The sequence below is a fragment of the Microbacterium jepli genome (genome assembly GCF_047237905.1).
In the GTDB taxonomy this organism is placed as follows: Bacteria; Actinomycetota; Actinomycetes; order Actinomycetales; family Microbacteriaceae; genus Microbacterium.
Window position 1 is genome coordinate 1,889,397 of sequence record NZ_JBDFLW010000005.1, and the last position, 13,098, is coordinate 1,902,494.

General features: G+C 70.7%; 14 protein-coding genes and 2 tRNA genes. 13 read left to right on the plus strand and 3 right to left on the minus strand.

All coding sequences use genetic code 11. The features are described from left to right. Positions 1 to 2 precede the first annotated feature (2 nt). Positions 3 to 791, plus strand: coding sequence for a methyltransferase domain-containing protein (locus ABC304_RS13225; protein ID WP_412931303.1), 789 nt, complete (start codon positions 3 to 5; stop codon positions 789 to 791). A gap of 115 nt (positions 792 to 906) precedes the next feature. On the opposite strand, the gene ABC304_RS13230 is transcribed toward ABC304_RS13225, so the two are convergent. Next, complete coding sequence (locus ABC304_RS13230; RefSeq protein ID WP_412931305.1) at positions 907 to 1,596, minus strand: trimeric intracellular cation channel family protein; 690 nt, start codon at positions 1,594 to 1,596, stop codon at positions 907 to 909. A 116-nt stretch (positions 1,597 to 1,712) separates the two neighbouring features. Here ABC304_RS13230 and recO point away from each other — a divergent pair, with 116 nt between their 5' ends. From recO to ABC304_RS13245, 3 genes are all read left to right on the plus strand, one after another. After that, entirely contained in the window at positions 1,713 to 2,441 is a 729-nt protein-coding gene (recO, locus tag ABC304_RS13235; RefSeq protein ID WP_412931307.1) for a DNA repair protein RecO, read from the plus strand. After that, the gene (locus ABC304_RS13240; protein ID WP_412931308.1) at positions 2,438 to 3,250 is read left to right on the plus strand and encodes an isoprenyl transferase; all 813 of its coding nucleotides are present in this window, start codon (positions 2,438 to 2,440) and stop codon (positions 3,248 to 3,250) included. Before recO ends, ABC304_RS13240 begins: the two co-directional genes overlap by 4 nt. Positions 3,251 to 3,328: 78 nt before the next feature. Then, positions 3,329 to 4,009, plus strand: a complete 681-nt coding sequence (locus tag ABC304_RS13245; RefSeq protein ID WP_412931310.1) for a DsbA family oxidoreductase — start codon at positions 3,329 to 3,331, stop codon at positions 4,007 to 4,009. Positions 4,010 to 4,036: 27 nt separating this feature from the next. Here ABC304_RS13245 and ABC304_RS13250 read toward each other — a convergent pair whose 3' ends face one another. Then, positions 4,037 to 4,540, minus strand: coding sequence for a glutathione peroxidase (locus tag ABC304_RS13250; protein ID WP_412931312.1), 504 nt, complete (start codon positions 4,538 to 4,540; stop codon positions 4,037 to 4,039). Between the two features lie 152 nt (positions 4,541 to 4,692). On the opposite strand from ABC304_RS13250, the gene dusB reads away from it, so the two are divergent. From dusB to ABC304_RS13275, 5 genes are all read left to right on the plus strand, one after another. After that, positions 4,693 to 5,859: a tRNA dihydrouridine synthase DusB gene (dusB, locus tag ABC304_RS13255; RefSeq protein ID WP_412931313.1), complete on the plus strand. Its 1,167-nt coding sequence runs from the start codon at positions 4,693 to 4,695 to the stop codon at positions 5,857 to 5,859. Beyond that, complete coding sequence (locus ABC304_RS13260) at positions 5,831 to 7,195, plus strand: deoxyguanosinetriphosphate triphosphohydrolase (RefSeq protein WP_412931314.1); 1,365 nt, start codon at positions 5,831 to 5,833, stop codon at positions 7,193 to 7,195. Before dusB ends, ABC304_RS13260 begins: the two co-directional genes overlap by 29 nt. Then, positions 7,195 to 9,096, plus strand: a complete 1,902-nt coding sequence (gene dnaG / locus ABC304_RS13265; protein ID WP_412931315.1) for a DNA primase — start codon at positions 7,195 to 7,197, stop codon at positions 9,094 to 9,096. Before ABC304_RS13260 ends, dnaG begins: the two co-directional genes overlap by 1 nt. 32 nt (positions 9,097 to 9,128) lie before the next feature. Further along, entirely contained in the window at positions 9,129 to 9,920 is a 792-nt protein-coding gene (locus ABC304_RS13270; RefSeq protein WP_412931316.1) for an ATP-binding cassette domain-containing protein, read from the plus strand. 62 nt (positions 9,921 to 9,982) lie between these two features. Then, positions 9,983 to 10,055: transfer RNA gene (locus ABC304_RS13275), tRNA-Asn, on the plus strand. Positions 10,056 to 10,124: 69 nt separating this feature from the next. Here the strand turns inward: ABC304_RS13275 and def are convergent. Further along, on the minus strand, positions 10,125 to 10,691 hold the full coding sequence (gene def, locus ABC304_RS13280; RefSeq protein ID WP_412931318.1) for a peptide deformylase: 567 nt from the start codon (positions 10,689 to 10,691) through the stop codon (positions 10,125 to 10,127). Between the two features lie 42 nt (positions 10,692 to 10,733). Between def and ABC304_RS13285 the strand changes: the two genes are divergently transcribed. The 4 genes from ABC304_RS13285 to ABC304_RS13300 all read left to right on the plus strand — a co-directional run bounded on the left by ABC304_RS13285 (position 10,734) and on the right by ABC304_RS13300 (position 13,032). Next, positions 10,734 to 11,825, plus strand: a complete 1,092-nt coding sequence (locus ABC304_RS13285) for a DMT family transporter (protein ID WP_412931320.1) — start codon at positions 10,734 to 10,736, stop codon at positions 11,823 to 11,825. A 51-nt stretch (positions 11,826 to 11,876) separates the two neighbouring features. Beyond that, positions 11,877 to 11,950, plus strand: a tRNA-Ile gene (locus tag ABC304_RS13290). Positions 11,951 to 12,275: 325 nt separating this feature from the next. Then, positions 12,276 to 12,713 (plus strand): helicase associated domain-containing protein, encoded by a 438-nt coding sequence (locus ABC304_RS13295; RefSeq protein ID WP_412931322.1) that lies wholly within the window; start codon positions 12,276 to 12,278, stop codon positions 12,711 to 12,713. Positions 12,714 to 12,846: 133 nt separating this feature from the next. Further along, positions 12,847 to 13,032 carry a helix-turn-helix transcriptional regulator gene (locus ABC304_RS13300; RefSeq protein WP_412931324.1) on the plus strand — a complete coding sequence of 62 codons (186 nt, stop codon included), beginning with the start codon at positions 12,847 to 12,849 and terminating at the stop codon, positions 13,030 to 13,032. The last annotated feature ends 66 nt before the right edge of the window (positions 13,033 to 13,098 follow it).

Sequence of the window (13,098 nt, forward strand, 5' to 3'; positions counted from 1 at the left end):
CCATGGCCTACGCTCACGGTCACCACGAGAGCGTGCTGCGGTCGCATGCCGCGCGCTCGGTCGCGGACTCCGCGGCCTACCTCATCCCGCACCTCCGGCCCGGCGTCAGCATCCTCGATGTGGGCGCCGGCCCCGGCACCATCACGGTCGACCTCGCCGACCGCGTCCAGCCGGGACACGTCGTCGGAGTGGATGCCTCACCCGACGTCGTCGCGCGGGCGGCGTCGATCGCGGGAGAGCGCGACAACCTCGCGTTCGAGGTCGGCGACGCCTACGCCTTGGACGCGCCCGACGGCTCCTTCGACATCGTCCACGCCCACCAGGTGCTGCAGCACCTGGAACGACCCGTCGAGGCGCTCCGGGAGTTCCGGCGCGTGGCGGGCCCGCACGGACTCGTCGCCGCGCGCGACGTCGATTACGGGGGAGTGATCTGGTACCCGCGCCTGCCCGAGCTCGACGAGTGGATCACGGTCTACCTCGCCGTGCACCGCGGCGTCTCGGGCGAGCCGGATGCCGGACGCCGCCTCAAGCACTGGGCGCGACAGGCCGGCTTCGCGTCGGTCACTTCGTCGGCGAGCGTCTGGCTGTTCGAGACCGAGGCCAAGCGCGAGTGGTGGGGCGGCATGTGGGCCGACCGCGCCGTCTCGTCCGACTTCGCGGCGCACGCCGTGCGCCTGGGCGTGGCCGACGCGGAGACGCTCGAGCGCATCTCGACGGCGTGGCGCACGTGGGCGGCCGACCCCGACGCCTGGATCCTCCTGCCCCACGGGGAGATCATCGCGACCGGCTGACACGGCCACGAGACCCGCGAGACTGCAGCGGCGCGGCGAGACGTAGGGCGTGACCCACGGTCTCGTCGTGCCGTTGCAGTCTCGCCGGGAACGGCCGGCCGGCGTGAGGCGGATGCTACGGCTTGATGATCGGGATGGCCGAAGTCTCCACGGCCACCTTCCGCCGGTGCAGCGCGCGCTGCTCCGGCAGGGAGATGTCGAACACCACCGCGAGCAGCCGGATGACGGTCGTCACCGCGATCGCGATCAGCGATGCGGCGAGGGACGGCGCACCGGCCGACTGCGCCCCGGCCAGCACCGCGCAGCCGACGAGAGCGGCCACCGCGTAGAGCGACCCGACGTGCATGATGGCGACGGGCAGCCCCATGATCATGTCGCGCAGGATGCCGCCGCCGACCGCCGAGCAGACGCCGACGAAGATCGCGGGCACGACGGGAAGCCCGAGCGTGAGGGCCTTCGTCGTGCCGAAGGCCCCGAACAGCCCGATGACGACGGCATCGAGGCCCACGATCGCGGCGTTGAGCCGCTGGAAGAGCCCGGCCAGCAGCATCCCGATCAGCGCGGCGCCGGTGGCGGTCAGCAGGTACCAGTTGCTCTGCAGCGTCGCCGGGGGGACGTTGAGCAGCAGGTCGCGGATGAGGCCGCCGCCCATGCCCATCACGATGCCGATGATGGCGACGCCGAGGAGGTCGAGCCGCCGGTCCTCCCCGCGGAAACCCGAGGCGAACAGCGCACCCTGCACCCCGCCCAGCCCGACGGCGATCAGGTCCGCCCACAGCGGGATGATGAGCCCTTGTCCGTCCACCTCACCATTGTGGCCGCCCGCCCGCCGCGGCACAGGACGCCGCGCGACAGGCGGTCGCGCTCGGGGGACACGGCACGCCACCGGCCGGGTGGAGGGTCGTCGGGAGATAATGGAACGTGCCCACCTACCGCGACGAGGTCGTGGTGCTGCGCACCCACAAGCTGGGTGAGGCGGACCGGATCCTCACGATGCTCAGCCGACGGAACGGCAAGATCCGTGCCGTCGCGAAGGGCGTCCGGCGCACCTCCTCGCGCTTCGGCGCACGGCTCGAGCCGTTCATGGTCGCCGACGTGCAGCTGTATCAGGGCCGCAACCTCGACATCGTGCAGCAGGCGGAGTCGCTCGGCGCATACGGTGCCGACATCGCCGTCCACTACGACCGCTACACCTCCGCCAGCGCCATGGTGGAGACGGCCGACCGGCTGAACGAGGCGGAGTCCACCCCGGAGCAGTATCTGCTGCTCGTCGGCGGGCTGCGAGCGCTGTCGCGCGGCGAGCACGCGTCGCGCAGCATCCTGGACTCCTATCTTCTGCGCGCGATGGCGCTGTCGGGGTGGGCCCCGGGACTCGCGGACTGCGCCCGCTGCGGCGCCCCCGGGCCCCACGACGCGTTCGTCGCGCAGCTCGGCGGCATCGTCTGCTCGTCCTGCGCGCCCACCGGTGCCGCGCGCCTGGACGGCACCACGATCGGGCTGCTGAACGCGCTCATGGCCGGCGACTGGGACGACGTCGACGCCGCGCCGCCGGGCGCGGAGGCCGCGGCATCCGGTCTCATCGCGGCCTACGCTCAGTGGCACCTGGAGCGCGGCATCCGCTCGCTAGAACACGTGGAGGGTCTGCGGTGAGTCCTCGTCCGTACACGCATCGCGACGCCGTGCCGTATCGGCCGCTCGACTGGACGGGCGTGTATCCGCCCGCCTTCCCGCGCGGGCGAGTGCCGAAGCACGTCGCGATCGTGATGGACGGCAACGGACGCTGGGCCAACCGGCGAAGCCAGACGCGCATCGAAGGTCACAAGGCGGGGGAGGCCGCGCTCCTGGACGTCGTCGCCGGCGCGATCCAGGCAGGCGTCACGCACCTCTCCGTCTACGCGTTCTCGACCGAGAACTGGGCGCGTTCGCCCGAGGAAGTGCGTTTCCTCATGGGCTTCAACCGCGATGTGCTCCACCGTCGACGCGATCAGCTGAACGAGTGGGGCGTGCGCATCCGCTGGTCGGGACGCAAGCCGCGCCTGTGGAACTCGGTCATCAAGGAGCTGCAGTACGCCGAGAAGCTCACCGAGGGCAACGACGTCCTCACCCTCACCATGTGCGTCAACTACGGCGGGCGGGTGGAGATCGCCGACGCGGTCCGCTCCATCGCCGACGATGTCGCGGCCGGGCGCCTCCGGCCGTCCGCGGTGTCCGAGAAGCTCATCCAGCGCCGGCTCTACCAGCCCGACATGCCCGACGTCGACCTGTTCGTCCGCTCCAGCGGCGAGCAGCGCACGTCGAACTTCCTGCTCTGGGAGTCGGCGTACGCCGAGTTCGTCTTCCTCGACACCCTCTGGCCCGACTTCACCCGCGCCGACCTGTGGAACGCCATCGGCATCTATCTCGACCGCGATCGCCGCTTCGGCGGCGCCGTCGACACCCCCGAGCCGCCGGCTCTCTGAGCAGGGTCCTGAAATCCGGATGCCGCGGCCTCGGCCCCGTCCGGAATAGACCGCGCATCCCCGGCGGTTGCACGGGATATGACGGATGCCATCAAGATCGACGTGTGGAGCGACATCGCCTGCCCCTGGTGCTACATCGGCAAGCGCAACCTGGAGACGGGGCTCGCCGCGGCATCCGCTGACGAGGACGCCCCCGTCGTCGAGGTGACCTACCACTCCTACGAGTTGTCGCCCGACACCCCCGTCGACTTCGAGGGCGGCGAGTACGACTACCTCGCGCAGCACAAGGGCATCACCCCCGATCAGGCGCGGCAGATGCTCGAGCGCGTGACCGGCGTCGCCGCCGATGCGGGCCTGCAGTACCGCTTCGACCTGCTGCAGCACACCAACACCGTGAAGGCGCACGAGCTCCTGCACTTCGCGAAGGAGAAGGGGCGCCAGCTCGAGCTCGCCGAGCGGCTCATGTCGGCCTACTTCACCGAGGGACGCCACGTCGGCCGGATCGAGGAGCTCGCCGCCCTCGCCGCAGACGCCGGACTCGACTTCGCCGAGGCGGAGGAGGCTCTGCGCTCGGGTCGGTACCTCGACGCGGTGCGCGCCGATCAGGCCCAGGCGACCTCGTACGGCATCAACGGGGTGCCGTTCTTCGTGATCGACGGACGCTACGGCGTCAGCGGCGCGCAGCCCGCCGAGGCGTTCACGCAGATCGCCCGCCAGGTGTGGGCGGAGCGGCGCGCCGACGCCGACGCCGTCGTCTGAGACGCGGTGTCAGCGGGGAAGACCCTGTCAGCGGGGGAGGTTCTCCTCGATCACGGCGACGATGGCCGGGTCGTCGGGCTTCGTCGTCGGACGGAAGCGGTGCACCGCCCCGCCCGGCGTGAGGACGAACTTCTCGAAGTTCCAGAGGATCGGGCCCTTCTTGCCCTCCTCGTCCTTCGCCTTCTTGAGCGCCTTGTAGAGGTCCGCCGCCCCCGGGCCGTTCACCTTCACCTTGTCGGCGATCGGGAAGCTGACGCCCCACGTGGCGGAGCAGTATTCGAGGATCTCCTCCATGGACCCGGGCTCCTGTCCCATGAACTGGTTGCAGGGGAAGCCGAGCACCGTGAAGCCGCGGTCGCCGTACGTGCGCTGCAGCTCTTCGAGCTGCTCGTACTGCGGGGCGAGGCCGCAGCGCGAGGCGACGTTGACGATGAGGACCACCTTGTCGTCATAGTCCCGCAGCGAGGCCTGGGCGCCGTCGGAGGTGGTGAAGGGGATGTCGCGGAGCGAGATCTGAGCGGGGGCGGTCATGGGGCGATCCTACGACCGCTTCTTCGGAGCCGGGTCCGCCTCCCGCGGGTCCGCGGTCTCGCCGACGCCTCCCCGATGACGCGGCGAAGGTACCGTCGCACGGAGCCGACCGGAGCGGTCGGACTCCGCCCGGCATCTGGGAGAATGAAGGGATGACCACCGCCCTGTCCTCCGCCCCGGCGCTGCGCATCGGGCCCCTCGGCCTCGACGCGCCCGTGATCCTGGCGCCGATGGCCGGGATCACCAACACCGCCTTCCGGCGTCTCTGCCGCGAGTACGGCGCCGGCCTGTACGTGAGCGAGATGATCACCTCGCGTGCGCTCGTCGAGCGAAACGACACGACGATGCGCCTCATCCGCCATCACGAGTCCGAGACGCCGCGGTCGATCCAGCTCTACGGTGTCGACCCGCGCACGATGTCGGAGGCCGTGCGCATCCTCGTCGCCGAAGACCACGCCGACCACATCGACCTGAACTTCGGATGCCCCGTCCCCAAGGTGACGCGCAAGGGCGGCGGTGCCGCTCTCCCGTGGAAGCTCGGCCTGTTCCGCGACATCGTCGAGGGCGCCGTGAAGGCCGCCGGCGATGTGCCCCTCACTGTGAAGATGCGCAAGGGCATCGACTCCGACCACCTGACCTACCTCGACGCGGGGCGCATCGCCCAGGACGCCGGCGTCGCGGCCATGGCCCTGCACGCCCGCACCGCGTCGGAGTTCTACTCCGGCACGGCCGACTGGTCGGCCATCGCGGCGCTCAAGGAAGCCGTGACCGACGTGCCGGTCCTCGGTAACGGCGACATCTGGTCGGCGGAGGACGCCGTGCGGATGATGGCCGAGACCGGGTGCGACGGCGTCGTCGTCGGCCGCGGCTGCCTCGGCCGACCCTGGCTGTTCGGCGACCTCGCCCGCGCCCTGGGCGGTCCGGAGGCCGCCGCCGCGCCGGTCGTCGACGCCACTCTAGGCTTCGTCGCCGACGCCTTCCGTCGTCACGCCGAGCTGCTCGTCGAGTTCTTCGAGGACGAGGGCCGCGGATGCCGCGACATCCGCAAGCACGTCGCCTGGTACTTCAAGGGCTATCCCGTGGGCGGCGACACCCGCGCGGCGCTGGCGACGGTGTCGACCCTTGAGGAGATCGACGCCCTGCTGGCCACCCTCGACCTCGACGCGCCGTACCCCGGTGCCGCGGCGGAAGGACAGCGCGGTCGCGCGGGCACGCCCAAGCGTCCCGCCCTGCCCGATGGGTGGCTGGACTCCCGTGAGCTGGGGGCCGCGGCATCCACCGCCCTCGCCGATGCGGAACTCCACCACAGTGGCGGCTGACGGCTCGGCGGTCGGCGCACTGCCCGTGCGGCCGGCCGGCTACGGGGAGGCGGACGCCGCACGCTTCCACCGCGAGCAGCACCGCTCGCAGCGCGACGACTTCGCGCGCGACCGTGCGCGGGTGCTCCATTCCGCCGCGCTGCGCCGGCTCGCCGCCAAGACGCAGGTGCTCTCTCCCGCCAGCCCCGCCGACTTCGCCCGCAACCGCCTGACGCACTCTCTCGAGGTCGCCCAGGTGGGCAGGGAGCTCGCGACGGCGCTCCAGCTCTCGCCGGACGTGGTCGACACCGCCTGCCTCAACCACGACCTGGGGCACCCGCCGTTCGGTCACAACGGGGAGCGGGCGCTGAACGACTGGGCCGAGTCGATCGGCGGCTTCGAGGGCAACGCCCAGACGCTGCGCATCGTCACGCGCCTCGAGCCGAAGGTGCACGACGGCGAGGGCCGCAGCTTCGGGCTGAACCTCACCCGCGCCAGCCTCGACGCGACGTGCAAGTACCCCTGGACCGCTGAGAACCCGGTGCCCGACCCGGGCGGACGGCTGAAGTTCGGCGTGTACCCCGACGACGAGCCGGTCTTCCGCTGGATGCGCGAGGGCGCGCCCGGGCGGGTGCGCTGCATCGAGGCGGAGGTCATGGACCTCTCCGACGACATCGCCTACTCGGTGCACGACTTCGAGGACGCCATCGTCAACGGCTACCTCGACCCGGCGCGGCTGGCCGACCCGGCCGAGCACGAGTCGCTCCTCAACGCCATCCAGACGTGGGTCGGGTTCGACTTCGCGCGCGATGAGCTGGCCGACGCCCTCTTCCGGGTGATGCGGCTCCCCGAGTGGCTCGACGGCTTCGACGGCACCCGTACCTCCCTCGCCCAGCTCAAGAACCTCACCTCCGACCTGATCGGCCGCTTCGCCCGCGCGGCGACCACCGCCACGCGCGAGGCGTACCCCGCCACCGTGCTCACGCGGTACCGGGCGCACGTCGTCGTGCCGCGGGTCGTGGAGGCCGAGATGGCCGTGCTGAAGGGGATCATCGGCGCCTTCGTCGTCTCGATCGACGGACGGAAGGTGCTCTACAAGGAGCAGCGGACTGTGCTGAAGCGCCTCGCGTCGGCGCTGTGGGAGCGCCCGGAGGCGCTGGACGGCATCCACGCCGCCGACTACGCGGCCGCCGACACGGAGGCGGCGAAGCGCCGCGTCATCGTCGACCAGGTCGCCAGTCTCACCGACCAGCACGCCATCGCGTGGCACGGGCGCCTGGTGGGCGACGTGGATGCGGCATCCCTCGGCATCTGGGCTCCGGGCGCGCGCCCGCCCGTGCGGACGGAAGCCCGCTGATGGCCGGGCGCATCCGTCAGGCCGACGTCGACGAGGTCAAGGCCCGCACGAACATCGGCGACATCATCGGGGAGCGCGTCGCCCTGAAGCCGGCGGGTGTCGGATCGCTGAAGGGCCTCTGCCCCTTCCACGACGAGCGCAGCCCGAGCTTCAACGTGCGCCCGCAGGTCGGCTTCTACCACTGCTTCGGCTGCGGCGAGTCGGGCGACGTCTACTCGTTCCTGCGGGCCATGGACCACGTCTCGTTCACCGAGGCGGTCGAGTCGCTCGCCGGGCGCATCGGCTACACGCTGCACTACGAGGACGGCGGCTCCGCGCCCGAGACGGCCGGGCGCTCGCGCCTCTACGCCGCCAACGCCGCGGCCGCCGAGTTCTACCGCGCGCAGCTGCTCGCCCCCGAGGCGGGCGTCGCCCGCTCGTTCCTGGGGGAGCGTGGCTTCGACGCCGGCGCGGCGGCGCATTTCGGCGTCGGCTACGCGCCGAAGGGGTGGCAGGGCCTCACCGACGCCCTCCTCCCGCAGGGCTTCACGCGGGAGGAGCTGCTGGCCGCCGGGCTCGTCTCCTCCGGTCAGCGCGGTGTCTACGACCGGTTCCGCGGACGCCTCGTCTGGCCGATCCGCGACGTGACCGGGCAGGTCATCGGGTTCGGCGCCCGTCGGCTCTTCGACGACGACAACGGCCCGAAGTACCTCAACACGCCTGAGACGGCGATCTACAAGAAGGCGCAGGTGCTCTACGGGCTCGACCTCGCCAAGCGCGAGATCTCGCGCGAGCACCGCGTCGTGGTGGTCGAGGGCTACACCGACGTCATGGCCTGCCACCTGGCCGGCATCACGACCGCCATCGCCACGTGCGGCACCGCCTTCGGCTCCGACCACATCACCGTGCTGCGCCGCGTCATGGGCGATGACACGGCCTCGGGCGAGGTCGTCTTCACCTTCGACCCGGATGCCGCGGGCCAGAAGGCGGCGCTGCGCGCCTTCGCCGACGAGAAGCGCTTCGCGGCCCAGACGTACGTCGCCGTCGCGCCGGGCGGTCTCGACCCGTGCGACCTACGCCTTCAGCGCGGCGACGGTGCCGTACGCACCCTCATGGACACCAAGGTGCCGATGTTCGAGTTCGTCATCGACCAGCGGCTCAAGGGCTTCGACCTGGCGTCGGTCGAGGGCCGTGCCGGCGGGCTGCGATCGGCGGCGCCCATCGTGGCCGACATCCGCGATCCCGCGCTGCGCCCGGGATACACCCGCGTGCTCGCCCGCCGCCTCGGGCTCGACCTCCCCGAGGTCGACAAGGCCGTGCAGCAGGCGGCCCGCGCCGCCGCCGGCCGCGACCGCAGAGACGCCGCCGCGGCCGACGCCCGTCCCGGCGCGTCCGCCCCCGACCGGTCGGCCGACGCGGCCTCGGCCGACGACGTGCCCGGCGAGGGCCTGCTCCGCGTCACCATCGCGACCCTGCCGCGCTCGGCCGACACCGCCCTCGAGCGCGATGCCCTGATGGGCTTCCTCCAGTTCGGTCACCGCATCGACGCGACGCTCCTCACACGGGCGCTCGGCCTGCCGTTCCGCCACCCCGCCCTCGAAGCGGTGCGCCAGAGCATCGTCGCGGCCGACATGTCGCGCCCGGGATGGGCCGCGGCGGCCGTCACCGCCGTCCGGGAGCCGTTCCGCTCGCTCGGCGCCGAGCTGCTCACGGCATCGTTCCCCGCGCGGGACGACGAGCACGCCGTGGCCTCGACGACCTCCCTCGCGAAGGGCCTGATCATGCGGGAGCTCGAGGGGAAGAAGCGGGAGCTGCTCGGGCACATCCAACGTGTGGCGCCCGACTCCGAGGAGGGCCGCACCGTGCGTCTGCGCCTCCGCGAGATCGACCTGGAGCGCCAGGCCGTCATCGACGCGGAGTAGCGCCCGGCGCATCCGCGGGGCAGGATGAACAGGTGTCCCGCCAGAAAGATGCCGACGTCGCCATCCGCAGCACCGATCTGTCGGTCGCCCGCGCGTCCGGACGCGGCGGCTCCACTGCCCGCGTCGTCGACGGCGTCTCGTTCGAGCTGCCGCACGCCGCGTCGCTCGCCGTGATGGGGCCCACGGGCGCCGGGAAGTCGAGCCTCGCGGCCGTCCTGGCCGGTGCCGACGAGCCGGGGCTCGCCGTCGTCGGCGGCGCCGCGCACGTCGAGGGCATCCCCGTGCGACGCCCAGGACGCGCGCACCGCACACTCACTTACGTGACCGGCTACCTCGCCCAGTCGGCCGGCGCGCACCTCCCCGCGCGCCAGACGGTCGCCGAGGTCATCTCCGAGCCGATCACGAGCCGCGACCGGCGTGTCAACGCCCGCGCTCTGGCCGTGCGCGTCGCGACGCTCCTCGACGAGATGCAGCTCCCGCTCGGAGCCTCGGCGAAGTACCCCTACGAGCTGAGCGCGGGCATGCGGCAGCGCGTTGCATTCGCGCGGGCACTGGTGCTGCAGCCGCGCGTGCTCATCGCCGACGAGCCGTTCTCGAACATGGACGTCGAGGTGCGCACGGCGGCGCGCGAGGCCATCATCCGCCGCCGCGACGCATACGGCATGTCGACGCTCGTGGTGACGAACGAGAAGGATGTCGCGATCGAGCTGGGCGCCGCCGTGCTGGTGCTGCGTGCCGGCCATCCGATCGCCTACGGTCCCACGGCCACCGACCTCATGTGGTCGCCCAGCGCCGACCCCGGACACCGTCTCATCGCCTCCTGATGTCAGAAGCACCCGTCGGCGTTTGCTAGCATGGTGTGGTTGCCCGGCGTCAGCCGGGCTCTTCCTCGGTAGCTCAATTGGCAGAGCAATCGGCTGTTAACCGATAGGTTCTTGGTTCGAGTCCAAGCCGGGGAGCGAACGGCCCTGGGCTCCACCCCGGGGCCGTTCCTCGTTTCCGGGGAACGCGCGTCGCGCGGTGGGGTATCAGGCGTCGATGTCGTCGACGCCCGGCATCCAGGCCTGACCCGGACGCCCCCAGCCGCGCTTGCGGGCGATCTTCTGCACGGTCTTCCAGTCGCCGTCGTCGAGGCGATCGATGTAGAGGATGCCGTCGAGGTGGTCGAACTCGTGCTGCATGATGCGGGCGCGCCATCCGTCCACGTCGATCATGACCGGCGCTCCGTCCAGATCCGTTCCCGTCACGCGGACGCGGTCGGAGCGACGAAGGGCGAAACGCTCTCCGGGGAAGGAGAGGCAGCCTTCCGACTCGTCGTCCGGGTCGGGATCGCCCGGCTCCGGCGGCGTCATCCACAGCTCCGGGTTGATGATCACGCCGCGCCAGGGGAGGCCGTCGTCATCCGCATAGCTGTACGTGTAGATCCGCAGCGACACCCCGACCTGGGGAGCAGCGAGACCGACGCCGGGCGCGGCATCCATCGTCTCGAACATGTCCTCCACGAGCGCGCGCACCTCGGGGGTGATCTCCTCGACGGGAGCGGCGTGGGAGTGGAGGGCGGGATCTCCCATGATGCGAATCGGCAGAACGGCCATGCCTTGAGCCTATCCAGCGCCTCGTGCGGTTAGTGTCGGACCGTGATCTGGGTGCGCGGCGACATCGACAATCTCGGCGACGTCCGTGACGCACTGGTCGGCGTCTTCGACAACCCGTCGCTGCTGATCGGCATCCCGCTCGCCCTGCTGGGCGCGGTGTTCATGTCGTTCGGTGCGCAGTATCAGCACCGCGGCGTCACCAAGGTCGAGGCGATGTCCGGGGGAGCGGCCTCCGGAGGACTGTCGCTGACCCAGCTCAAGCGCCTCATCACGCGACCCTCGTGGGTGCTGGGAACGGTCATGCTCGGGCTCGCGATCGTCTGCCAGCTGGGTGCGCTGTCGTTCGCGCCCCTCATCGTCGTCCAGCCGCTCGGCGCCATCGCGCTCGTGATCACGACGCTGCTGAACGCCCGCATCAGCGGTCTGAATCCGACGAAGCGCTCCATCCGGGCGATCATCGAGTGCGTCGGCGGCATCTTCATCTTCGTGACGATCGCCGCGCTCGTGGCCACCGACGAGCCGGTCACCACACCTCAGCTCGTCACCGTCCTCATCATCCTCGCCGTCGTCACCGTCGTGCTCGCGGCGCTGTGGCTCTGGCTGCGCGCCCGCATCGGCGCGCTGTTCTACATCGTGGCCGCCGGCGTCATGTTCGGCTTCGTCGCGACGCTCGCGAAGGTCGTCATCAGCCGCATCCAGACCGGCGACGTCGAGTGGTTCACCGTGCTGTGCATCGTCTCCCTGCTCCTGGCGGCGGGCATCGGCTCGTACTTCGTGCAGACCGCGTACTCCTCCGGTCCGCCCGACCTGGTCATCGCCGGCCTCACGGTGATCGACCCGATCGTCGCGATCCTCATCGGACTGCTGGTGCTGGGCGAGGCGCAGAATGCGCCGCTGTGGGCGTACATCGGCTTCGGCATCGCGGGCGTGATCGCGGTGATCGGCGTCTACGACCTGGCGCGCAACCACCCCCAGATCAAGAGCGACAGCGGCGGGCTCCCGATCACGCGCGGCAGCGACGCGGAGGAGCCGCCCAGCGCCAAGGCGAAGTCGACGACGCCGCGGTTCGACGAGGCCGTGGCGAAGGTGTGGCCGAACCCGCCCGTCGACGACGACCGTCCGCCGCGCCGCTGATCCGCTGAGCCGCTGAGCCGACGACGCGTCCCCGGTACACTCGCCATGCAGGGGGCGGTGGCCAAGCTGGTCAAGGCAGCGGGCTCATAACCCGACGATCGTGGGTTCAAGTCCCACCCGCCCTACGAAAAGCCCGGAATTCCGCGGTAAAACGGTGCGCAGAGGTTGCAGCATCGGCGCCTCGAGTCCATTTTCGGGGCCATTTTTGGACGTTTTAAACGCTGGGTACGCATTAGATGCCGGTAGCCACGCGTTCCCTCGCATCGCGCGAGTCCTCTGATGTTGGCTTGTCGGGGGAGTGTTTCTCGTTTGGAGTACGGGCTCGTGATTCCTTCCGCGAGTGCGCGTTCGGTCGCGTCGTCGCGCTCCCCCCGCTGCGGGCCGTGACCTTGCGTGCACTCGAATCGAGAGATGGGCCTACCCTGAGCACGCGCCGCGCATGTCTCGTGCATGACAGACGGAGACACCAGCAACAACACTCAACGTCCCCCCGCGGTGTGGATGCAGCGGTACGACCAGGTGCGGCGATTCGCCCAATCCGCGGGGCGCCTGCCCACTCAGGCATCGACGACCGACTCGGCGTTGGTGACGTGGATGTCGAATCAGCGGCGCTCGTGGAATCTCAGCGCAGAGCAGCAGCGGCTGTTGGCAGAGCTGCCTGGCTGGCGATGGGCTCCGCACGAAGAACGGTGGGAGGAGCGTGCCGAAGACCTACGCATGTTCGTCGCCGCGCACGGTCGTCCACCGCGCGTGCGGGCGGTTCATGCCCGCGAACGTTCCCTCGGCCAGTGGTACTCGCGGCAGCGACTCGCCCACCAGCGAGGCGAACTCAACCCCCGCCGGGCGGTCGCGTTCTCCTACGCCATCCGCGGTCTGACCACGTCGTGACCCGCGTTCGCAGAAATTGCATCGGCCTCGACGGAGACAACCGTAGGGTCACTCCTGCCCCGTACACATCAACTCTCGGGCCGGCGATGTGGACGGTGCACGGAAAAATCTGGGCGCCGCGTACACGATAACCATGACCGAGACACTGAACACATTGCTCACTCAGGAACAGCTTGCTGAGTTCCTCCAAGTACCTGTCCGCACCGTCGAGGGATGGAGATCACGGGCCTACGGACCGCGGTTCCTTCGCATCGGCAAGCACGTCCGCTACCGGCCGGGCTCCATCGCCGCGTGGCTCGACGAGATGGGCGCACGCTGATGGCCGGGCGCCCGAAAACCCCCGTCGGGAAGCTGGGGAAAATTACCATCACGGACCTCGGAGATC